A 22583-nucleotide genomic window follows, 5' to 3' on the forward strand; every position below is an offset into this window, starting at 1 on the left:
AAGGCAAACGCCGCAAAAAGAGCCTGAAGTTTAGGCATATGCAAAAATGCACAAATTATCAGTTTTTGGCTTGACCGTTTGTGCATCGCAGCATAAAGTAAGCATCAGACAGGGGTTCCTGTCTATGCCCTCCTTGGGCGTTTCCTCCCTAGACTTCAGGCCGCCCACGGGCGGTCTTTTTTTCTGTATCATCCGTATCATTGGCACAGCCGAGCGGGCCTTGCGCCAACGGATTGCACAGCACGGTGGTTACAGCAATATCTTGAGAAGCGGAATAGCGGGCCTGTTCAGATCATTCCGCGGCAAGCGGTGGCATGCCGAAATGATAATCCGGCAACGATGACAGATCCGCCAGGAACATATCCAGATCATTGCGAAGCCGGTCGAAGCCGGAATGCTTTTCGAATGTGCGTTCATTGAGATAAAGGCCGCGATTGACCTCGATCTGCAGCGAGTGGAATCCTCTCGCCGGTCTGCCGTAATGTTCGGTGATGTAGCCGCCCGCATAGGGTTTGTTATGGGCCACCGCATAACCAATATCCTGCAAAAGCTCGATTGCCGTGGCGGAAAGGGCATCACTGCACGACATGCCGAAACGATCCCCGACAATGAAATCCGGCCGCCCGATACCATCGCCCACCCGTATGCCCGCCGGCATGGAATGGCAGTCGATCAGGACGCAATAGCCGAAGCGGCGCTGCGTATCCGCGATCAGCCGACTCAGAACCGCGTGATAGGGCTTGTAGAGTGTTTCGATCCGCCCGAGCGCTTCGGCGAGCGGCAATTTTCCGGGGTAGATATCCTGGCCTTCGCCAACCAGGCGCGGCACCGTGCCGAGCCCGCCCGCCACCCGCGCCGACTGCGCATTGGCATAAGGCGGCAGCGGCTCGTTGAACATGCGGGGGTCGAGTTCATAAGGCTCCCGATTGACATCGAGATAGGCGCGCGGGAAATGCGCCAGAAGCATCGGCGCCCCGAGCGCCACGGCGCCACCGAAGAGCTCCTCGACATTGCAGTCTTCCGAGCGTCGGATCGCGTGCGCATCCAGCCTGGAGGAGGCAAGGAAGCGGGGCGGGTAATAACGGCCGCTATGCGGTGAATTGAATACGAAGGGGATGCGTTGATCCGCCGGTGCCCGAATCTCATGCGGCGGAACCATAGAAAATTCGCACTCCAAGGTCATCGGCCCACCATTATCGCTCGCCATTACCGCTCGATCGTCATCCATGGCATCACAACGAGGCCCGACCGTTCGGAACGGAAATATCATCAGGAGAAAGTGCCAGCAGAACGCCATGCTGTCCAGCCCTTGGGCGGCGAGCGGCCCACCGTTCTCGCCAATATGGCCATCCGCACCGTCTCTGGCGGGCGACAACCCCACCCCCTCGACAAGCGGTCGGCTTTGACCCTATTGTCAAGGTCTGCATTCATTCGATATTTACCAAAAAGGCGTTTCTTGAAACGGGTTGAGTCGCCCGCTGCACTATGTGAACAGGCAGGCAGCAAAGCGGCCAGGAATTCGGACGGACCAATGAAAAGAATCCTTCTTGCGGAAGATGACAATGATATGCGCCGCTTTCTGGTGAAAGCGCTGGAGAAGGCGGGCTATCATGTAACCCATTTCGACAATGGCGCCAGCGCCTATGAGCGGCTTCGCGAAGAGCCGTTTTCGCTGCTTTTGACCGATATCGTCATGCCGGAAATGGACGGGATAGAACTGGCGCGGCGCGCCACCGAGATCGACCCGGACCTCAAGGTCATGTTCATCACTGGCTTTGCCGCAGTCGCGCTCAATCCGGATTCGAACGCGCCCAAGGATGCGAAGGTCCTGTCGAAGCCATTCCATTTGCGCGATCTCGTCAACGAGATCGAAAAGATGCTGGTCGCGGCCTGACCGGGACCGCCTTATGGCGCCCCGCCGGGTAGCAGATGAAAAACCGGCGGAAGTGCAAAATCAGCATTGACGGGCGCATGCCGATATGGTGTATGCGCCTCCACGGATGGGCGTGTAGCTCAGCGGGAGAGCACTGCATTGACATTGCAGGGGTCACAGGTTCAATCCCTGTCACGCCCACCATCCTTTCAAAGACTTAGCAGCGATTTACATAGTTCCCGATAGGCTCAATGGACCGCCGCTTCAGTCCAGCAGCGCCTCCCCCAGAAAATGCGTCGAAAAGCTGCGCGTCTCGCGCTTGATGAAATCGGTCAGAACACGGACCCGCGGCGCCGCGACGACGTCATCGTGACAGCTCAGCCAATAATCGCGCACCAGATGCATTTCCCCAGGCAATACCGGCACCAGAGAGTCATGTTTGCTGGCGATATAGTAAGGCAGCACACATAGGCCATAACCGGCCAACGCCGCGCTCAACTGCGCGTGGATGCTGGAACTCTGGTAGGCAGGTCGCAGGCCTGGCAGTATCTCGCGCATGTAATCGAGCCCCGGTGTGAACACCATGTCCTCGATATAACCGATGAAGGGGTGAGTGGAGAGATCCTTACGCTGCCGGATCGGCATGTGGCGCGTGAGATAGTCGCGCGAGCCATAGATGAAAAGGCGGTAGGAGGTAATCTTCTCATGCTGGTAGGCCCCGGTGCGTGGCGGATGCAGCGTAATGGACAATTCCGCCTCGCGCCGCGACAAAGACACGATCTGTTGGATGGTGACGACCTCCACCGACAGCCCGGGATAGGCCTGCGCCATGACCGGCAGACGTTCGGCCAGAAAGAAGTTTCCGAACCCCTCGAGCGTGCTTAAGCGCACCACACCGGAAAGCGATGCCATATTGCCGGAAGCTTCCGTCTGGAATTTCGCCGCCTCGCGCTCCATGAGCTCTGCCGGCTCCATCAGCCTTTCGCCAAGCGGCGTCAGCATATAGCCACGCGGATTGCGCTCGAAAAGCTTGGCCGACAGCGCCTGCTCCAGGCGGTCGATCCGCCGGGAAACGGTGACATGGTTCGTCCTCAGCTTACGCGCCGCCGTCGATAACTGCCCCGTGCGCGCCACAGCCAGAAAATATTGCAGATCGTCCCATGTGAACTGCCGCACTGCGTCCCTCCTGCAAATTTGCGCCCCAGCTTCGGTTAGCCTAAAATCAGATGTACGTATTTGTACAGAACCTGTTCGAAAATTGTTGTTCTTGTACGCATTTGTCAATGCTACGTTTTAAGAACACGTGATAGCCGAGAATAAGAAAAACGGCCTATGATGTGGGAGGAGCCATCGCACGCGAGCTCCACGGCAGGGAGCGCCGTGGAACTCGCGGAACTATCATGACACAATCGAGACTATCCGGCCGCTGAAACCGGAGCCAATCCCGTTTCAACGAGCGCCGCATCATTGGGAGGAGACCAAGATGAAGCTATTGGCAATCGCATCCGCCGCCTTGTTGGCCGCGTCAGTCATTCCGGCACAGAGCGCCGAGATCTCCGACGGCAAGGTCAAGATCGGCATCCTTAACGACCAGTCCGGCGTCTACGCCGATTTCGGCGGTAAATGGTCTTATGAAGCCGCCAGAATGGCCGCGGAGGATTTCGGTGGCAAGGTTCTCGACACCCCGATCGAGATCATCACCGCCGACCACCAGAACAAGGCGGATATCGCGTCGAATATTGCGCGCCAATGGTATGATACGGAGCAGGTCGATTCCATCATGGAGCTGACCACCTCATCGGTAGCTCTCGCTGTTCAGGGACTTTCCAAGGAAAAGCAGAAAATCACCATCTCCACTGGTCCCGCCACGACCGAACTGACGGGAAAGCAGTGCTCGCCCTATGGCTTCCATTGGGCCTATGACACGCATGCGCTGGCCGTCGGCACCGGTGGCGCGCTGGTCGAGCAGGGCGGCGACACCTGGTTCTTCCTCACCGCCGACTACGCCTTCGGCTATTCGCTCGAGGACCAGACTTCGCAATTCGTCAAATCGAAGGGCGGACAGGTGCTCGGCGCCGTCAGGCATCCGCTCGCCACAACGGACTATTCGTCATTTCTGCTGCAGGCCCAGGCTTCCGGCGCCAAGGTGATCGGTCTTGCCAATGCCGGCCTCGACACGGCGAACGCCATCAAGCAGGCCTCCGAATTCGGCATCGTTGCCGGCGGCCAGCGTCTTGCGGCCCTTCTTTTCACCCTTTCGGAAGTCCATGGCCTCGGCCTCGAGGCAGCGCAGGGTCTGACGCTGACCGAAGGCTTCTACTGGGATCGGGACGATGAATCGCGCGCCTTCGGACGCAAGTTCTTCGAGCGCACGGGCCGCATGCCCAACATGATCCATGCCGGCACCTATTCGGCGGTGACGCAATATCTGAAAGCCATTCAAGCTGCGGGCACCGACGAAACAGAGGCCGTCGCCAAGAAGCTTCATGAAATGCCTGTTGAAGACGTCTTTGCGCGTGGCGGCAAGGTCCAGGTGAACGGCCGTATGGTCTACGACATGTATCTGATGGAGGTCAAAAAGCCGGACGAAAGCAAGGAACCCTGGGATTATTACAAGGTTCTGGCAACCATTCCCGGCGATCAGGCTTATCTGACCGCACAGGAAAGCGGCTGCCCGCTGGTTTCGCAATAAGGGCCCTGGGATGACAGTGGCAATCACGGCTGGCACGGCGAATGCGAAGGCTTCACCGGGTTCCGATGACGAAGGTGCGCGGGTGGTTCTCTCCGCCCGCGGCCTGCGTAAGGATTTTGGCGGCTTCAACGCCGTCAACAATGTCGATCTCGACGTGCACCATGCCAAGGTGCACGCGCTGATCGGTCCGAATGGCGCGGGCAAGACCACGGTCTTCAACCTGCTCACCAAATTCCTGCAACCGACCAGCGGCACGATTACGCTTCTCGGCGAAAACATCACCAGAATGCCGCCGGCCAAGGTCGCGCGGATGGGGCTCGTTCGCTCCTTCCAGATATCGGCAATCTTTCCGCACCTGACCGTGCTTGAGAACGTCCGCGTCGCGCTGCAGAGGCCGAACGGGCTCGCGGTACAGTTCTGGCGGCCGATGAGCGCGCTCGATGAGCTCAATGAACGGGCGATGCAGTTTCTCGAACAGGTCGGACTCAACGACGCTCGCCACGCGCTTGCTGCGGATCTTTCCTATGGACGCAAACGCGTGCTCGAAATCGCCACCACGCTAGCGCTCGATCCGAAAGTCCTTCTTCTCGACGAGCCGATGGCCGGCATGGGCCAGGAGGATGTCGGCAATGTCGCCCGTCTCATCAGCAAGGTGGCGCAGGACCGCGCCGTGCTGATGGTCGAACACAATCTGAGAGTCGTCGCCGACATATGCGATCACGTGACGGTACTGCAGCGTGGTGAAATCCTCGCCGCCGGCGACTACCGTACCGTCAGCCAGGACGAGCGCGTCCGCATCGCCTATATGGGAACTGAGCATGAGTGAGGGAAAACCACTGCTCGCTGTCCGCGATCTCAACGCCTGGTATGGCGAGGGCCACGCGCTGCATGGCGTCAACCTCGACATTCATCAGGGAGAAACCGTGACCCTGATCGGCCGCAACGGCGTCGGCAAGACCACGACGCTGCGCGCCATCATGGGCATCATCCGCAAGCGCACCGGCTCCGTCACCTTTGACGGCCACGACCTCATGCGGCTTCCGCTGCACAGAACGGCTCATACCGGCATCGGCTTCGTGCCGGAGGAGCGTGGCATCTTCGCCAGCCTCAGCGTCGAGGAAAATCTGCTGCTGCCGCCCGCCATTGCAAAAAATGGCATGTCGGTCGCGGAAATCTTCGACCTGTTCCCCAATCTGAAGGAGCGGCGCAACAGCCCCGGCACCAAGCTTTCCGGCGGTGAGCAACAGATGCTGGCGATCGCCCGCATCCTGCGTACCGGCGTCAAGCTGCTGCTGCTCGACGAACCGACAGAGGGACTTGCGCCCGTCATCGTCCAGCGCATCGGCGAAGTGCTGGCGACGCTGAAGAAGCGCGGTATCACGGTGCTGCTCGTCGAACAGAATTTCCGCTTCGCCGCCAAGGTCGCCGACCGCTTCTACGTCATGGAGCACGGTCACGTGACCGAAAGCTTCGATGTGGCGGAACTGCCGCAGCATATGCCGATGCTCAACGAAGCACTGGGAGTGTAACGGTCATGATCATGATCTTCGGGATACCCGTCCAGGCCCTGCTCGGACAATTGCTGGTCGGCCTTATCAACGGCTCCTTCTATGCCATGCTGAGCCTTGGCCTCGCCATTATCTTCGGGCTCCTGCGCGTCATCAATTTCGCCCATGGCGCGCAATATATGCTGGGCGCATTCGTCGGCTATCTGCTCCTGACGCAACTCGGCATCGGCTATTGGCCGGCCCTGGTCCTCGCGCCCCTCATCATCGGGCTTGCCGGAGCCGTCGTGGAACGGACGGCGCTGTCGCGTCTCTACAATCTCGATCCGCTCTATGGGCTCCTCTTCACCTTCGGCCTGGCGCTCGTCATCGAGGGCACCTTCCGCTATTATTACGGCGCGGCCGGGCAGCCCTATGCCGTGCCGCCTTCGCTGGCCGGCGGACAGAATCTCGGCTTTATGTTCCTGCCCAACTATCGCGCCTGGGTGGTCGTCGCCTCGCTCATCGTCTGCCTCGGAACATGGCTCCTGATCGAGAAGACCAGACTTGGCGCCTATCTGCGTGCCGCAACGGAAAACCCGACGCTGGTCAAGGCCTTCGGCATCAATGTGCCGCTGCTCCTCACCTTTACCTACGGACTCGGCTCCGCGCTCGCCGGTCTCGCGGGCGTCATGGCAGCCCCGATCTATCAGGTCAGTCCGCTGATGGGCTCCAACATCATCATCGTCGTCTTCGCCGTGGTCGTCGTCGGCGGCATGGGCTCCATTCTCGGCGCCATCGTCACCGGCTATCTGCTCGGCCTGTGCGAAGGGCTGACCAAGGTTTTCTATCCCGAGGCGTCCAATATCGTGATCTTCGTCATCATGGCGATCGTGCTCTTGATCCGCCCAGCCGGACTGTTCGGAAAGGAGGCGTAAGATGGCCGAAACCGCTCTCACATCATTGGCAAGACGGGACGGGAAATCCGGCGCGAATTTCCTGCAGATTGCCCTGATCGTCATCTGCATCGGTGCGCTCGTTGCCGCCCCCTTCTTCTTTTATCCGATCTTCATCATGAAGGTGCTGTGCTTCGCGCTCTTCGCCTGCGCCTTCAATCTGCTCCTCGGCTATACCGGGCTTCTGTCCTTCGGCCATGCCGCCTTCTTCGGCGGAGCGGCCTATATCACCGCGCACGCCGTCAAGGAATGGGGCCTTCCCCCTGAAATCAGCATCCTGATCGGTGTTGTCGGGGCAGCGGCTCTGGGCCTGGTGATCGGCTTTCTCGCCATTCGCCGCCAGGGCATTTATTTCGCCATGGTAACGCTGGCGCTGGCGCAGATGTTCTATTTCTTCTGCCTGCAATCCGATTTCACCAAGGGCGAGGACGGCATCCAGGGTGTTCCGCGCGGCCATCTCTTCGGCTTCATCGATCTCAACGTGCCGATAAACATGTATTACATGGTCCTCGGTATATTCCTGATCGGTGTCTTCGCCATCTGGCGCATCATCAACTCGCCCTTCGGCATGATTCTTAAATCCGTGCGCGAGAACGAACCCCGCGCCATTTCGCTCGGCTATTCCGTCGGCAAGTACAAGCTCGCCGCCTTCGTCATGTCGGCAGCACTCGCCGGCCTCGCAGGCGCGGTCAAGGCGCTGGTCTTTCAGTTCGCCACGCTTACCGACGTATCCTGGCAGATGTCGGGCGAGGTCATCCTGATGACCCTTCTCGGCGGCATCGGCACGCTTATCGGCCCGATCGTCGGCGCAGCCCTGGTCGTGACGCTGCAGAATTATCTCGCGACATCGGATTTTCCCGTCACGGTCGTCACCGGCGCGATCTTCATGATCTGCGTGCTGTTGTTTAGGCGCGGCATCATCGGAGAGCTCTATGCATCGCGGCTTGGCCGCAAGCTGATGATGAAACGCGATTGACGCCATGGCCGACAGCTACGATTACATCATCGTCGGTGCAGGCACCGCCGGCTGCGCTCTCGCCAACCGTCTCTCCGCGGATCCCAATATATCAGTCCTGCTGCTGGAAGCCGGCGCCAAAGACAATTACCCCTGGATCCACATTCCGGTCGGCTATCTCTATTGCATCGGCAATGCGCGCACCGACTGGTGCTTCATCACCGAGCCGGAGCCCGGGCTCAACGGCCGCGCCCTCGGCTATCCCCGCGGCAAGGTGCTGGGCGGCTGCTCCTCGATCAACGGCATGATCTACATGCGCGGTCAGGCGCGTGATTATGATCTGTGGCGGCAGGCGGGCTGCACCGGCTGGGGCTGGGACGATGTCCTGCCCTATTTCAAGAAATCCGAGGATTATTACGCCGGCGCAGACGAAATGCACGGCGCGGGCGGCGAATGGCGCATCGAAAACGCCAGGCTGCATTGGGATATTCTCGATGCTTTCCGCGATGCGGCGGAGGCCGCCGGCATCCCGCGTACCGATGATTTCAACCGCGGCGATAATGAAGGCTCCTCCTATTTCAAGGTCAACCAGAAACGTGGCATCCGCTGGAACTCCGCGAAGGCCTTTCTGCGTCCAGCCCTGGGCAGGCGCAATCTCAAGGTGGAAACAGGCGCGCATGTCCGGCGCCTGCTTCTCGAAGGGCTGAAAGCGGCAGGCGTCGAGTTCGACCAGAGGGGCGGTACACGCAGTATCCACGCACGGCGCGAGATCATCCTTTGCGCCGGCTCGGTCGGCTCACCGCATATTCTGGAACTCTCCGGCATCGGCCGGGGTGATATCCTGCGTAAGGCTGGCATACCACTCGCTCTGGAGCGTAAGAACGTCGGCGAAAACCTCCAGGATCACCTGCAATTGCGCTGCGCCTATAAGGTGACCGGCATCCGCACCTTGAACGAACAGGCGAACCGGCTGACCGGCAAAGCAGCGATCGCGCTCGAATATCTGCTCAAACAGTCCGGCCCGATGTCGATGGCCCCAAGCCAACTCGGCATCTTCACCCGCTCCGATCCCTCGTTCGACACGGCCAATCTGCAATATCATGTCCAGCCGCTGAGCCTTGAAAAGTTCGGCGAGAATGTTCACCCCTTCCCCGCTTTCACCGCCAGCGTCTGCAATCTGCGCCCCGACAGCCGCGGTTCGATCCATGTCCAAAACCCTGACTACCGGGTGCAGCCTGCGATCCGGCCGAACTACCTCGCCACCGAAGGCGACCGCCATGTCGCCGCCGATGCGATCCGCATCACCCGCCGCATCGTTGCGCAGGAACCGCTGAAGAAATATGCTCCGCAGGAATTCAAGCCGGGTCCGCACTACCGGACCGAGGACGAATTGATGAAGGCCGCCGGCGAAATCGGCACGACGATCTTCCACCCGGTCGGAACCTGCCGTATGGGCATCGATCCCGATGCCGTGGTCGATCCACAACTGCGCGTCAACGGCATTGAAGGGCTGCGCGTCGCCGATGCCTCGATCATGCCGACGATCACATCAGGCAATACCAATTCGCCAACGCTGATGATCGCGGAAAAGGCTGCCGACATGATCCTCCGACGAGCCTGACATGCAGCCCGTCATTGAGAAGCGGATTCCCGCCAAAAGAGCCTGTCGGAAATCTTGTGCCGGACTTGCCGCACAAACGGAATAATATTTCTTGTTTATCTTTGGCCCCGCAGAAATTATGAAGCCCCATAAAGGTGGGAGCAATGGACTGCCTCTGCCTGTACGATTTCGAAATCCGAGACCCCAAGGAAACAAGAATGACACGCTCCTCTCCCAAATCGCCGGCACGCCGCGCAGGCCTCAAGGCGCTGCTCTTCTCGGCCATTGCTCTGACCGTCGGTTTCGCCGCGCCCGCATCCGGCCTTGCCCAGGAAAAGACGATCAAGGTCGGTATCATGGGTGGACAGGATGAGGAGATCTGGAAGGTCGTCGCCGCTGAGGCCGCCAAGAACGGACTAAAGATCGAGACCGTCACCTTTGCCGACTATACCCAGCCGAACGAAGCGCTCGAGCGCAAGGAAATCGACGCCAACGCCTTCCAGCACAAGCCCTATCTCGATGCGCAGATCGAGCAGCACGGTTACAAGATCGAACCCGCCGGCTACACCGCCGTCTTTCCGATCGGTGTCTACTCGCGCAAGGTCAAAAGCCTGAGCGAGTTGAAGGACGGGGCCGTTGTAGGCGTGCCGAACGACCCTTCCAACGAGGGTCGTGCCCTGCGGGTCCTCGAAACGCAGGGCCTGATCAAGCTTAGGGATGGCGCTGGCGTCCTCGCCACGCCGATCGACATCGTCGAGAACCCGAAGAACCTTGAAATCAAGGAGCTTGATGCTGGCGTCGTCGGCCGATCGATCGACGATCTCGATGCAGCCGTAGTCAACAATGACTGGGCGCTGAAGGCCGGCCTCGATCCCATAAAGGACGTGATCGCCCGTGAATCGAAAGAGAACAATCCGTATAATAATTTCATCGCGATCCGCACCGAGGACAAGGACACCCCTTGGGTTAAGACGCTCGTCGCCGCCTTCCAGAACGATGCGGTCAAGGATAAGCTTCTTGAAATCTACAAGGGAACGGCACTCCCTGCCTGGTGAAAACGCGCCAATCCAGGCTGAGCAAGTTTACAGCCAAACGGTTCGGATATCCCATATCCGGACCGTTTGTGCTTAAATGACGCGCCATGCGACGAAGTTCGAGGCAGATGTGAACACCCAGGCACTCAACATTCCCGCGCAGTCCACCAAAGACGCGCAGCCCGAGGCGGCGTCTGGCGACATGATCGTCAAGCTGAGCGATGTGCGGCGCTCCTTCGGCGACACACCGGCGATCGACATGGTCTCGCTCAGCGTGAAGCGTGGCGAAATCCTTGGCATCATCGGCCGCAGCGGTGCTGGGAAATCAACGCTGATCCGCTGCCTCAACGGGCTGGAACGTCCTGATTCCGGCTCGATCCAGGTAGAGGGACTGGAAATCACTTCGCTCGACGAACGCCGCCTGCAGCCGGTGCGCCGCCGCATCGGCATGATCTTCCAGCATTTCAACCTGCTTTCCGCCAAGACGGTGGAAGACAATATCGCGCTGCCGCTTAAGATCGAGGGCCAATCGCGCGCTCAACGCAAAAAGCGCGTCGCCGAGCTTCTTGAACTCGTCGGCCTTTCGGACAAGGCGAAGCACTATCCAGCACAGCTTTCCGGCGGTCAGAAACAGCGTGTCGGCATTGCCCGCGCGCTTGCCGCAAAGCCATCCCTGCTTCTCTCCGATGAGGCCACTTCGGCGCTCGACCCTGAAACCACACGGTCTATTCTCGCCCTTTTAAAGGATATCAACCGTCAGCTCGGGCTGACGATCCTGCTGATCACCCATGAGATGGAGGTCATCCGGCGCGTCGCCGACCGCGTCATCGTGCTCGATCGCGGCCGAATCGTCGAGGAAGGCCCAGTCTGGCAGGTTTTCGCCAATCCGGCAGCCGAGACGACGAAAAGCCTGTTGCAGGTGCTGACGCCGGAATTGCCGCCGACACTGCGCGAGCGGCTGAACCCGGCATCAGGCGACGATGCCGTGGTCAAGGTCCAGCTTTCAGGCGAGGCCGCGCGGCGACCTTTCCTCGCCGAATTGATTGGCGCCCGGCTCCTGCATGGCGGTATCGACACCGTGCAGGGCGAGCCGGTCGGCACATTGTTCCTCGGCATCCCGGCGCATGACAAGGCGGCGTTGGAAAAGGCCGTGCAATATCTCAAGTCCAATGCGGACCATGTGGAGGTGCTGGGCTATGTCTCAGGCGATGCTTGATCTTCTCTGGCGCTCCTTCTGGGAAACCATCACCATGACCGGCTTTTCCGGCCTGATCTCGCTTGTCGCGGGACTGCCGCTGGCGCTGATCCTCATCCTGACGGATCGCGGAGGTCTGGCCGAGAACCTCTGGATAAACCGCAGCCTTGGCGCCGTCATCAACGGCTTCCGCTCCGTCCCGTTCATCATCCTGCTCGTCGCCCTCATCCCGGTGACACGCTTCATCGTCGGCACCTCGCTCGGCACATGGGCGTCCATCGTGCCGCTTTCGATCGCGGCGACGCCCTATTATGCCCGTATCGCCGAAGTCTCGCTGCGCGAGGTCGACCGCGGATTGATCGAGGCCGCCCGCGCTATGGGCGCGACACGCTGGACAATCATCCGCGAGGTGCTCGTCCCCGAAGCCATGCCCAGCCTGGTCGCCGGCTTTACCGTAACGCTGGTGACGCTCGTCGGCGCATCCGCTATGGCCGGCGCCATCGGTGCCGGTGGTCTCGGCGATCTCGCGATCCGCTACGGCTATCAGCGCTTCGAGACGGAAATCATGGTCGCTGTCGTCGCGATCCTGATCGTCCTCGTCTCAGGCGTTCAGTGGATCGGCGACCGCCTCGTCGAACGGCTGGACCATCGCATCGTCAAGCGGTAACTCACTCCGCGGCTGAGACCTTTTCCAGCATGCGGGCCGCACTCTCCTCGTCGGTGATGAAGACCGTCGGGCGGATCAGCTTCATTGCGCCGAGCAGCGCCGCGATCTTTTCCGGCCCGCCTGAGGTCAATATCCGGGCCGGCGCCTTCTGAAGCGTTCCGACGCCCACCGACATCACGCCGTCCTGGATGGGATGGTCGACCAGCTTTCCCTCGATGTTATAGAAATGATAGAGGAGATCGCCGACGGCGCCCTTGGCCGCAAGCGAATCCCGCTGCTCTTCTGTGATATGGCCGACGCGATAGGAAGTCGTAGCGCTTTCAATGCCGCCGACGCTGAGAAGCACCAGATCGAGGTTTTCGGCCATTTCGAAAACATATTTCAAGCCGCAGCGCTCGATCAGCGCGCGTTTCGTTTCGATGCTGTCGACAAGCGCCGGCGCCGGGATCAGATATCCCTCGCCCTGGAATATCTCCGCGAACTGCCAGGCAAACTCCGCGGGATTGAAGCGGCGCGGCTGGCTGATGCCGCCAAGAAGCGAAATGACCGTGAGATCGTTGAGCGAGCGCGCATTGATGAAGGACAGCGTGTGGAACAACGTACGTCCCCAGCCGACGCCAACCCGCATTCCATGGCGTATCACCTCGGAGAGATAGTTTCCCGTCGCAGCAGCGATCGCGCTGATCGGATCGTTTCCGGGCGCTGAGAGCGGCGCGACGATGGCCCGCTCCAGTCCGAACGCCTTCTCGAGTTTCCGTTCCAGACCGATGAGTTCTGAAAGATTGCTGTCGATCGAGATCTTGACCTCGTTGCGCGCCCGCGCCTCTGCCAGAAGGCGAACGATCGTCACCCGACCAACGCCCAGAACATCGGCGATATCGTTCTGCGTCATCTGCTCGATGTAATACATCCACGCCGCGCGGGTTCTCAGCCTGTCGGTCCGACTTTCTCCCGATACGGTACCCGGCGCAATCTCACCAGCCTGGCGACTGCTGCCATGTGCAGCCCTGTTTCTTCCGGTTTGCCGTTCCGCCAAGTGTCGTCCCTCCTCATTCGCCCTGGCGCATCGGCGCGAAAGCCGGAATCGGTTTTCGGAAAGCACGATACGCAGGTTCAATAACTTACAGCGTCCTTTTCGCGTCATATGACGCACAGCGCTGTAATGCTGATTCATTTCCCGACGACAGACGGAACCTATTGATTTTAGTTCCGTCCCGAAACAAGATTCTGGCATGATCGTCCTACACGCAACACGCGCAAATGGTCTAGGTCGAAAAACTGGAGATAAACGGTTAGGATGCTCAACCATTTGAACGATGATATCGCTGTCAATCTGAAGGACCGCTTGCGCGATGTCCGCCATGCCATCCGCCAGGTCGGCTCCATCAGGCATGATCGCCTGCTGACGAACTTGCGTCCGAGAACCCCGGCTGAACTGCCTGAAATGCTCTTGGGAACAGCCGCGACTTTCGTCGATACGGTGCTAACGGTTGCAGAAACCATCTCTATTTCTCTGATTTCCGATGATCCGAAGGCGCATGGCCGCGCCAACGGGATCGGCAGCCTCAAGCTCTATTTCTCCCATCCCGATGGCAGGCGCCTGTTCCACCGCGACATGTATTACCTCACCAAGGAGGTGCTACGCCGCTGTGGCAGAAACGACGCTTTCATACATGAAGCTGCATTTGCCGATGTTTATCTGCGCCTGACGCGTGATCACAAAAATGTGTTCGCCCGCGCTCTCGTCCCGGATGCCTCCGCCTCTGATATCGCCAGGGCCTGCGCCGCGCTTGCCATCGAATCGGTGCGCCGTCACCCGGTCAGGATCATCGAGACTGCCTCTCCCCTGCCAGCCAGCGCGGCCCTGCAACCCAACGTGGAAATAACAATCTTTTCCACGATCGGTCTTGCATGCGCTCTCGCCACGACGCAGCCGCAAGATGCGCTGTCCGCTACCGCCCTGGATGACGTGCCGGACCTGCTTGAGAGCGCCTTCCTCGCGGTTTCGGCGCGGGAAGAGCGGTTTGCCGCAGCCTTTGCGTCAGAACACCCGTGCAGCGCATTGGCAAAAGCCTTTTCACACCTGATCGCTTATTTGCCCTGACATCGCTCCTCCGGTCAGGCGCTGGCCAGTTCCGCTATGCATTTCTTTGCACGCTGGATGGATGCGGGGCTCATGCTGAGTTCCGTCAGTCCCATGCGGATGAACTCCGGGATGAGGTCCGGGCGGCCCGCCGCCTCGCCGCACATGCCGACCATGATGCCCGCCTCGACACCAGCCTTCGCCGTCATCTCAATCGCCGCCATGACGGCGGGATTGGCGACATCGTTCAATGAGGCGACCGTCGGATTGAGCCTGTCCGCCGCCATCACATACTGCGTCAGATCGTTGGTGCCGATGGAGAAGAACGCGACTTCTTTGGCCAGCATCGGCGCGATCAACACCGCCGCCGGCGTCTCGATCATCACGCCGAGATCGAACGAACGATAATCCCGTCCCTCGGCCTTCAACTCGGCTTCGCATTCCTTAATCAGCGCCCGCGTCCGCACCACTTCCGAGAGTTCCGAGACCATCGGCAGCATCACCTTCAGCCTGCCGTGAATGGCGGTACGCAACAGGGCGCGCAATTGCGGCTTGAAGATATCCGGCCTGTCGAGGCACATGCGGATGCCCCGCCAGCCCAAGAAGGGGTTCTCCTCATCCGGAAAATCCACACCGGCGACGGGTTTGTCGCCGCCGACATCGAGCGTGCGCACGATGACCGGATGCGGCGCGAATGCCTTCGCCAAGGTCGAATAGATTTCCGTCTGCATATCCTCGGAAGGCAGATGCATGTGACGCATGAACAGAAGCTCGGTACGAAACAGCCCTATACCCATCGCACCGGCGTCCTGCGCCGCCTCGATCTCTTCAAGCGACCCTATATTGGCTGCCACTTCGATGACAACGCCGTCGGAGCGCTTCGGCACGACATCGCGGAACACCTTCAAGGCAATGCTCTCTTCAGAGGCCTGCCGGATACGCGCTTCGAAGCGGGCCTTCGTCTCGCCATCGGGATCGGCGAATATCTCCCCCGTGCCGCCATCGAGCGCGACATGCCCTGCCATGCGCAACTGCTCGACCTGATAGCCAAGCCCCAGCACCGCTGGAATACCATGCGCACGCGCGATGATCGCCACATGCGAGGTCGCCCCACCATGGCCACAGATCACGCCCTTGATGCGCTTCAACGGCGCACGCGCCAGATCCCACGCGCCTATATCCTCGGCAATCAGGATCGCGCCTTCAGGAATACCCTCGAGCGAGCCTTCCTCGCGCCCGAGCAGCGCCAGGCACAATTGACGGCCGACGGCATGCACATCGTCGGCGCGGGCGTTGAGATAGGGATCGTCCATCTCGCCGAACTCAGTGGCGAGCTTGGAAGCCGCGCCGAACACGGCGGTCACCGCATCCATACCGCCGCGGATGAGCGCGATGGCCTCGTCGGCAAGCGTATCATCGGCCGCGATATCCTTCAGCGCCGCGATGATGCCTCTGTCGCTTTCAGCCAGATTGCCGGCGGCGAGCGAGGCATCCATCCGCTTTTGAACAATCGTCACCGCATTGCGGAACCGCGCCACCTCCGCGTCGATTTCATCCGGCGCGAGCTTTCGGCTTTCGGGCTTTATCTCATCCGGGAAATAGGGATAGGCAAGCCCGAGCGATACGCCCTCGCTGGCGCCGACACCTTTCAGCCTGCCTTCGACAGCCAACGGCACGGCGACAGCATCGATCTCGTCCTCAACTGCCGCAGGCTTGTCTCCGCCTGTCTGCTCATCTTCATCAACACCGGATTTCGGGTTCTCCAGATAGCCGATCAACGCTTCGACGGCCTCGATTGCATCGGCCCCCTCCGCCCGGACAATCACCTCGTCATTTTCCTTCACGCCGAGCAGCATCAGCTTGACCGAACTCTTGGCGCTGACCGACTTCTCCCCCTTCACCAGATCGATATTCGATTCGAAGCTCTTGGCGAGCTTGACGAACCGGGTGGCGGGACGTGCATGAAGGCCCTCATGCACTCTGACGATGGTCGAGCGTTCCATGATCGTCTTTCCAGATAGCCTCTACATCTCTATGGAAGCTGAAATTCAATTGCCGATAGTGATGATCGCATCCGTCTTCAGCGCTGTCACCAGCACCTCCGGATCGATCATGGAAGCCGCGATCTCGCCGGGACGCTCGGCTTGGGCAGCGCCGTTGAAATTGATCACCACATGGCCGATATCGTGCACTTTCTGCCATGCATAGTCGCCGATAGCGGTGATTTCGGCTGAAAGATCGCCGATCCTGATCGGTGTCCCGACAGAGGGAACGATATCACTCGGACCATCTTCGACGACATGCAGGATCGAAACCTCGGCCAGCTCCGGCGGCGCGCCGTCGGCGAACAATATGACCACGCCTCCTTCCGCCAGATCCGCCACCTCAGGACCGATTGCGGTGATCCGCGTTTTCAGGAGAACCGACATGATGGCGTACCTTTCTTTATGGAACGCGGAGACACCGCTTAAGCGGCGCCCCCGTTGTTGATTTTCTCAGAATACCACGAGGCTGACGGCCCAGGCGATCAGCACCGAAACCGGACCCATGATCTGGCGGCTGAACAGAACGGCAGGAACGCCGATCTCGATGGTCTTGGGCTTGGCTTCACCCAGCGCCAGACCGACCGGGATGAAATCGCAGCCGACCTGCGTGTTGTAGGCGAAGAGCGCTGGCAGCGCCATCGCAGGCGAAATCGTGCCATTGGCGATCTGCGGGCCGATGATGGCGACGCCGATCACCTGTGCGATCACCGCGCCCGGCCCGAGAATCGGCGACAGGAACGGCAGGCCGCAGATGGCCGAGATGATCAATAGGCCGACGATATTGTTGGCGAGTGGTCCCATGGGCTGCGCCAGGATATCGCCGATGCCCGTATAGAGGATCAGGCCGATCAGCATGGTGACGAACGCCATGAACGGCAGAACGTTGCGGATGACCTGATCGATGGTGCGGCGGCCGGCATTGAAGAAAATACCGACGACGCGGCCCATCACGCGGCCGATGGTACTGATGAAGCCGATCATGCCGCCTTCGCCGTTGGAGGCTTGCGCCGCGGCAGCGCTCGACGCGGATGCTGTCGACGTCGTATCCGCTGCGGTGGCGGTGCCCGCGATCGTTGCCGCTTCCGAGCCATCCGCAGGAACGATGTTCTCCGGCTTGACGCCCGAGACATAGATGTCTTCGGTGATGAATTGCGCCAGCGGCCCTGCCTGGCCGACAGGCGTCAGGTTCACGGTCGGAATGCGTTTGCGCGGATAGACGCCGCAACGCGCCGTGCCGCCGCAATCGACGACGACGACAGCCATTTCGCCTTCAACCGGCGGAGCCCTGAAGCCGTCCACGGCTTCTCCGCCCGTCAGTTCCGCAATGCGATGCGCCACCGGATGAATGCCACCTCCGGTAACCGAAACGATCTTGTTGCGCTGTGCCGTCAGCTCGATGACGAGTGGCCCGCCCCAACCGCCGGAGCCCCTGGAAATCTTTACGGCTTTATATGATTTGACCATTTTTCTGTCCTCCCTACGCATGATCCCGAAAAGTTGCAGACTTCCAGGTAAGATCATGCGGCTAATACAAGGCCTCAAAGCTCGATGCCCTGACGGCGCGCCATGATTGCGGTGATGCGCTCCGTCAGCATGCCCTTGAGCAGGATGACGACGAGACCGACGAGCGCGTACCAGATCGCCACCTGGATATGATAGCCACTGGCGACAGCGCCCTTCTTCTCCAGTTCGAGCAGGGCAACCAGAATGCCGCCCCAGACGAAATATTCGCCCGGATTGACATGCGGGAACAGGCCGAGCGGCGGGTGGACATAGGAGACGGCCGCATCATAGAAGGCCGGCTTGTGCTTCTCCTCCAGGAAAGAACCGAAGGTATAGGCCATCGGATTGGTCAGGAAGAACACCGCCAGGACCGGCAGGACGGTATAGCGCGTCAGCGCAATGCGCCCCGCCCCGCGCGCGATGCCGTGAACCCGCTGTTCGCCGACGAGTTCCGTCAGCGCGTAGAACGCGGTCATCAGCACCACCAGCGTCGGAATGATGCCGATCACGAAGCCGGCGAACACCTCGCCGCCCTTCTGGAAGATGCCGATGAAATATTTGCCGATATTGGCAAGCCAGCCGAGTTGCTCCTCCTGTTGGACATTCTGCAGTCTCTCGCGAAACTGGTCGACCGTCAGATTGTCACCGCCCGCCTGGGCAAGAATGACGAGATCGCTGCCTGCCTGCTGGCTGGCATTGAGGGCGGCATGTTTCCCGTGCAAAGCTGCATCGGAGACCAGGGCACCTGCCGACGACAGGTGCTGCATGGTCACGTCGGCGTGTTGCGCCAACATTGCGATTATGGACATTGTGCTCCTCCTCGAGCCATCGGCGAAGCTCCCCGCTTCCCGGCGTTTATCTAGAGCGGTTCCTGCTCGATGGAATCGGGGAACCGCTCTATTCCTTTGTTTTACGCAAGTCCGCAGGAAAAACAGGTCCTGTTTTTTCCGGGAAAACCGGTTCGCACTTTTCCTGGACTTGCTTTAAGCGCCTACTGTTTTCAGGCCGGCAAGGCCCGGCTTTTCCTTAGGCTCGGACCGCATCCGGTCGATCTGTTCGATCGCCTTCTTGATGGCCTCCGCCACGCCCGGTTTCGCCTCTCCCAGCGCTTTGGGATCAGCCCGGAGAGCATCGAGGGTCATGCCCTCGAATTCCTCGCGCCTCCTGAATTTTGCAAATACCGATCGTCCGCTCATTTCCAGAAGCCGTCGCACCACGAGATCGGGTGTCACGACGATCAGCACGATCACGCCCTTGCCGAAACGCCCCCGGCAATTTCCCGCACCGACAAAGCCATCGGCATATTTCGATGTGACCCCCTTGAGGACATCCGAATAGTGCCGCATCTGAAACCAGACACCGAGCGATTGCAATGCCCAGACGACCGCCAGAGCCAGCAAACCCCATTGCCATATTGCCATAAGGTTCCCTCCCTAACGGCGTGTCATGATCCGTCTGAAAGCGCGCCTCGCGGAAAGAGTGACAGACTTTCCCGGCAAGACAAGCGCTCCAATAATGGCTGACGCATATATCCTCCAATCGCTGTGGTTCCTGCGAACCCCAACATGCGCCACCACATTATCGACTGACATTTACAGAACATTTGTTTTCCTTAATGTCAATATGTATCCTTACAGGATCCATCAATCATTCGCGAGATGACACCCTATTTCTTGGGAAGAACAGACGAATATGATAGGTTATGTCTGGAGAAATGGCGGCGGTAATGAAGATACTTCTGGAGAATGAACTCGTTTCGGTGCCGGACCTGCGTCACCGCTTGCGCCAGTTGCGCTGGTTTAGGGCGTCGTTCCGCACCAATGCGCGGCTCGTAACGGAAAACTATGGCGTGCCCTTCGAGATCGACGAGAAGAAGCTGACGCGTGCTTTTCTAAGCTGGGTCGAAACCGTCAACGCCCAGAAGGACTATGCCGGCATCGACCGCAAGGATTTCATCGTCTTCGCCGCAGGCCTGGTCCTGTGCGAATTGATACGCGAGCAACCCGCCAAAGCGCTGCAGCGCCGGCTCGGTGCTAGGCCCGTCGACATATCCATGCGCGAGATCGTGGATTTCTGGCCGGAAGGTTTTCTCTACACCAATTTCTGCATCGGCGCGGTCGCGGCCGTCTTCCAGCAGGAGTTCGGTGAAGCAAGGTCCATCGACAAATGCGCCGACGAACTGCGAACTTGGTGGTCGTATAAGGAGAACATCGCGGAAATGCCGAGCTATGCAATCGCCTTCCTCGACAAGTTTCTCGGAATGGAACCGAATTGGCTCGTACCCGACATCGCCTCCGCCAGAGCGGCGATCCGCAAGGCGCTCGGCGAGGGACGGCCGAGTGAGGCGCTCGGCGGGCTTTAGAGCAAGTTCAGGAAAAGTGGGAATGGCCTTCCCAAAATAAGATCAGCCCCGCCTTTCCCGGAATCCGACTTCTATCGTATTGCCATCCGGATCGAAAACGAGCGCCGCGTAATAGCCCATCTCTTCAGGCCCCTGATAACCAGGCGGCCCGCTGTCGATGCCGCCAAAGGCGAGTGCAGTCTCATGGAAACTCTCTACCGCATCGCGGCTCAAGGCCGCGAACATCAGATGCAGATGATTGCCCGGATTTTCAGGCGTGACTGGCGGCGTCATCGCCGCTGTGACCCAGATGAACGGAACCGGTGCCCTCTCGCCGCCGCTGACGAAAAACGAGGTGTCGGCATTGCGTATCACCTCGAGCTCCAACGCAGGCATGCAGCCCGCATAGAAATGCAGGGAGCGGCGCAGATCCGGAGTGTGGAAGCCGATGTGATCGAAAAGCGACATGAAGCCAGTATAGGCTGTGCGCTGTGGCGAAGGAAAGGCGTTCCTTTTCAGCACATGGGCGTATGGTGAACCCAGACTTTTATCCCCTCCGGCCTCCCGAAATTACCGGGAAGCGGCCAGAGGGGCGTGCAGGGATTAGCCGCGCGTGCGCGCGAGCCCATCCTTGGCCGGCTGATATTTCGGATCGAGCTGAACCGCCCGCGCATAGGACTTCGATGCGCGTGCCTTCTCGCCACGATGCTCATAGACCAGCGCCTGATTGGCCCAGCTCTCCGCAACATTGCCGTCAAGATTGATAGCGGTGTTGAAATCATCGAAGGCATTGTCATAATCGCCAAGCGCGACATAGGAAATGCCGCGGCCATTATAGGGCTCCGGCGCCCTCGGCTGAAGCGATATGGCGGTCGAGAAATCCTCGATGGCGAGCTTATGCTGGCCGCGCGCCTGATAGATCAATCCTCGATTGTGGTAGGCTCGCCCATCTGTCGTATCGAGCTGGATGGCGCGCTGGAAATCGTTGAATGCCTCATTCAGGCGGCCCGCCTGCCTATAGACATTGCCGCGCCCGATATAGGCCACGTCATATTGCGGGTTGATCTGGATAGCGCGGTTATAATCGTTCACCGCTTTGACGTTTTCGTCCATGAAGCGGTAGATCAGCGCTCGGTTGGCATAGGCTTGATAAAAGTTCGGGTTGAGCTGCAGCGCCGTATCGAAATCCTTCAGCGCCTCGCGGTAGCGCCCTGCCTTGCCATAGGCCGAGCCGCGGACATTGTAGCTTTCCGGATCACGCGGATTGCTCTGGATGACGGAGGTGAGCGAACTGATGTTCTCGCTCGACCCTTGCGCCTTGTCGATGGGCGCCAGAATATTGGTCGAACTGGTCTGGCAACCTGCAAGCGCCAGCATCGCAACAGATGCGAATGCGAGGAATTTGGGGCGGAAGATACCGGTCGGCTGGGCGGCGGTTATAAAGTGGCGCATCGGCAGTTCCATTATTCCTTCTAAAATCCCCCAGCCCATAAAACAGCAAAAAAGGTGGCGGTGACAATCATCACCCCACCTTCAGCTCGATCTCAGTCCTCAGCGCAAGCCGAGAGCGCCGGGATATGCCAATCAACGGGCAGGAGCTACGCGACCGCCCGCGACCAGACCTTCGCGCTGGGCACGCTTGCGTGCCAGCTTGCGAGCGCGGCGAACGGCTTCCGCCTTCTCGCGAGCACGCTTTTCAGACGGCTTTTCATAATGGCCGCGCATCTTCATTTCACGGAAGATGCCTTCGCGCTGCATCTTCTTCTTGAGAGCGCGGAGAGCCTGATCGACATTGTTATCGCGGACGAGTACCTGCACGTGTGATCCCGTTTTCAGTTAGAATTTCGATTGAGCCAAGGTCGAATGATCGGTTCCAAACATCCGAGAAACCAAGGCTTCGCAACGGATATCCGAAGCAAATTGGAGTTGGCTGATAGCAGAAACCTGAGCCGATGTCCACACTGCAGCGCGTCAATTCTCATCGCTGTCCCGCCCGGAATGAGGCGGCAGCGCGAATCACGGCCAATGGACGATCTCACTATAATGATAAATATGGGATCCTATGGAAGCGAAACGCCATGGTTGGTCGCAAAATGGCAAAATATCGAAGCCGTGATGGTCTAGTGATAGGAAGAGAAGCTATTTCGCTGGCGCG

At 59.5% G+C, this 22583-nt stretch carries 23 protein-coding genes and 1 tRNA gene; 13 read left to right on the top strand and 11 right to left on the bottom strand.

Annotated features, from left to right (window positions below; translation table 11 throughout):
* Positions 1-292: 292 nt before the first annotated feature.
* Entirely contained in the window at positions 293-1183 is an 891-nt protein-coding gene (locus C5748_RS15040) for an N-formylglutamate amidohydrolase (protein ID WP_105742811.1), read from the bottom strand.
* 348 nt (positions 1184-1531) lie between these two features.
* On the opposite strand from C5748_RS15040, the gene cpdR reads away from it, so the two are divergent.
* Positions 1532-1894: a cell cycle two-component system response regulator CpdR gene (gene cpdR / locus C5748_RS15045; protein WP_068882823.1), complete on the top strand. Its 363-nt coding sequence runs from the start codon at positions 1532-1534 to the stop codon at positions 1892-1894.
* A 108-nt stretch (positions 1895-2002) separates the two neighbouring features.
* Positions 2003-2077 (top strand) — tRNA-Val (locus C5748_RS15050).
* A gap of 60 nt (positions 2078-2137) precedes the next feature.
* Here the strand turns inward: C5748_RS15050 and C5748_RS15055 are convergent.
* Positions 2138-3049, bottom strand: coding sequence for a LysR family transcriptional regulator (locus tag C5748_RS15055; RefSeq protein WP_105742751.1), 912 nt, complete (start codon positions 3047-3049; stop codon positions 2138-2140).
* A gap of 307 nt (positions 3050-3356) precedes the next feature.
* Here C5748_RS15055 and C5748_RS15060 point away from each other — a divergent pair, with 307 nt between their 5' ends.
* The 9 genes from C5748_RS15060 (at position 3357) to C5748_RS15100 (ending at position 12456) form a co-directional block, all read left to right on the top strand.
* Positions 3357-4565 (top strand): ABC transporter substrate-binding protein, encoded by a 1209-nt coding sequence (locus C5748_RS15060; RefSeq protein ID WP_105742752.1) that lies wholly within the window; start codon positions 3357-3359, stop codon positions 4563-4565.
* A 10-nt stretch (positions 4566-4575) separates the two neighbouring features.
* Complete coding sequence (locus tag C5748_RS15065) at positions 4576-5391, top strand: ABC transporter ATP-binding protein (RefSeq protein ID WP_105742753.1); 816 nt, start codon at positions 4576-4578, stop codon at positions 5389-5391.
* A complete protein-coding gene (locus C5748_RS15070) occupies positions 5384-6094 on the top strand; it encodes an ABC transporter ATP-binding protein (protein ID WP_105742754.1) in 711 nt (236 codons plus the stop codon). The genes C5748_RS15065 and C5748_RS15070 overlap by 8 nt, the downstream gene beginning before the upstream one ends.
* Positions 6095-6099: 5 nt before the next feature.
* On the top strand, positions 6100-6987 hold the full coding sequence (locus C5748_RS15075; RefSeq protein WP_105742755.1) for a branched-chain amino acid ABC transporter permease: 888 nt from the start codon (positions 6100-6102) through the stop codon (positions 6985-6987).
* Between the two features lies 1 nt (position 6988).
* The gene (locus C5748_RS15080; RefSeq protein WP_105742756.1) at positions 6989-7981 is read left to right on the top strand and encodes a branched-chain amino acid ABC transporter permease; all 993 of its coding nucleotides are present in this window, start codon (positions 6989-6991) and stop codon (positions 7979-7981) included.
* A 4-nt stretch (positions 7982-7985) separates the two neighbouring features.
* Positions 7986-9581 carry a GMC family oxidoreductase gene (locus tag C5748_RS15085; protein ID WP_105742757.1) on the top strand — a complete coding sequence of 532 codons (1596 nt, stop codon included), beginning with the start codon at positions 7986-7988 and terminating at the stop codon, positions 9579-9581.
* Positions 9582-9778: 197 nt separating this feature from the next.
* Entirely contained in the window at positions 9779-10615 is an 837-nt protein-coding gene (locus tag C5748_RS15090) for a MetQ/NlpA family ABC transporter substrate-binding protein (RefSeq protein WP_105742758.1), read from the top strand.
* Positions 10616-10796: 181 nt separating this feature from the next.
* The gene (locus C5748_RS15095) at positions 10797-11810 is read left to right on the top strand and encodes a methionine ABC transporter ATP-binding protein (RefSeq protein WP_105742812.1); all 1014 of its coding nucleotides are present in this window, start codon (positions 10797-10799) and stop codon (positions 11808-11810) included.
* Positions 11791-12456, top strand: a complete 666-nt coding sequence (locus tag C5748_RS15100) for a methionine ABC transporter permease (protein WP_105742759.1) — start codon at positions 11791-11793, stop codon at positions 12454-12456. Before C5748_RS15095 ends, C5748_RS15100 begins: the two co-directional genes overlap by 20 nt.
* Position 12457: 1 nt before the next feature.
* On the opposite strand, the gene C5748_RS15105 is transcribed toward C5748_RS15100, so the two are convergent.
* Entirely contained in the window at positions 12458-13492 is a 1035-nt protein-coding gene (locus C5748_RS15105; protein WP_425350258.1) for a sugar-binding transcriptional regulator, read from the bottom strand.
* 273 nt (positions 13493-13765) lie between these two features.
* On the opposite strand from C5748_RS15105, the gene C5748_RS15110 reads away from it, so the two are divergent.
* Positions 13766-14560: a hypothetical protein gene (locus C5748_RS15110; RefSeq protein WP_146119529.1), complete on the top strand. Its 795-nt coding sequence runs from the start codon at positions 13766-13768 to the stop codon at positions 14558-14560.
* 14 nt (positions 14561-14574) lie between these two features.
* Here the strand turns inward: C5748_RS15110 and ptsP are convergent, their stop codons facing one another.
* The 5 genes from ptsP to C5748_RS15135 all read right to left on the bottom strand — a co-directional run bounded on the left by ptsP (position 14575) and on the right by C5748_RS15135 (position 19508).
* A complete protein-coding gene (gene ptsP / locus C5748_RS15115) occupies positions 14575-16542 on the bottom strand; it encodes a phosphoenolpyruvate--protein phosphotransferase (protein WP_105742762.1) in 1968 nt (655 codons plus the stop codon).
* Between the two features lie 45 nt (positions 16543-16587).
* A complete protein-coding gene (locus tag C5748_RS15120) occupies positions 16588-16968 on the bottom strand; it encodes a PTS glucitol/sorbitol transporter subunit IIA (RefSeq protein WP_105742763.1) in 381 nt (126 codons plus the stop codon).
* 66 nt (positions 16969-17034) lie between these two features.
* Positions 17035-18048, bottom strand: coding sequence for a PTS glucitol/sorbitol transporter subunit IIB (gene srlE, locus C5748_RS15125; protein WP_105742764.1), 1014 nt, complete (start codon positions 18046-18048; stop codon positions 17035-17037).
* A gap of 74 nt (positions 18049-18122) precedes the next feature.
* A complete protein-coding gene (gene srlA, locus C5748_RS15130) occupies positions 18123-18896 on the bottom strand; it encodes a PTS glucitol/sorbitol transporter subunit IIC (RefSeq protein WP_105742765.1) in 774 nt (257 codons plus the stop codon).
* Between the two features lie 174 nt (positions 18897-19070).
* Positions 19071-19508 (bottom strand): transcriptional regulator GutM, encoded by a 438-nt coding sequence (locus C5748_RS15135; protein ID WP_105742766.1) that lies wholly within the window; start codon positions 19506-19508, stop codon positions 19071-19073.
* 305 nt (positions 19509-19813) lie between these two features.
* On the opposite strand from C5748_RS15135, the gene C5748_RS15140 reads away from it, so the two are divergent.
* Entirely contained in the window at positions 19814-20449 is a 636-nt protein-coding gene (locus tag C5748_RS15140; RefSeq protein ID WP_105742767.1) for a hypothetical protein, read from the top strand.
* A gap of 42 nt (positions 20450-20491) precedes the next feature.
* Here the strand turns inward: C5748_RS15140 and C5748_RS15145 are convergent, their stop codons facing one another.
* The 3 genes from C5748_RS15145 to rpsU all read right to left on the bottom strand — a co-directional run bounded on the left by C5748_RS15145 (position 20492) and on the right by rpsU (position 22246).
* On the bottom strand, positions 20492-20950 hold the full coding sequence (locus C5748_RS15145; RefSeq protein ID WP_425350259.1) for a VOC family protein: 459 nt from the start codon (positions 20948-20950) through the stop codon (positions 20492-20494).
* Positions 20951-21031: 81 nt separating this feature from the next.
* The gene (locus C5748_RS15150) at positions 21032-21880 is read right to left on the bottom strand and encodes a tetratricopeptide repeat protein (protein WP_425350260.1); all 849 of its coding nucleotides are present in this window, start codon (positions 21878-21880) and stop codon (positions 21032-21034) included.
* Positions 21881-22012: 132 nt separating this feature from the next.
* Entirely contained in the window at positions 22013-22246 is a 234-nt protein-coding gene (gene rpsU, locus C5748_RS15155; protein WP_105742769.1) for a 30S ribosomal protein S21, read from the bottom strand.
* Positions 22247-22583: the final 337 nt, after the last annotated feature.

The organism is Phyllobacterium phragmitis, assembly GCF_002980495.1.
In the GTDB taxonomy this organism is placed as follows: Bacteria; Pseudomonadota; Alphaproteobacteria; order Rhizobiales; family Rhizobiaceae; genus Paramesorhizobium; species Paramesorhizobium phragmitis.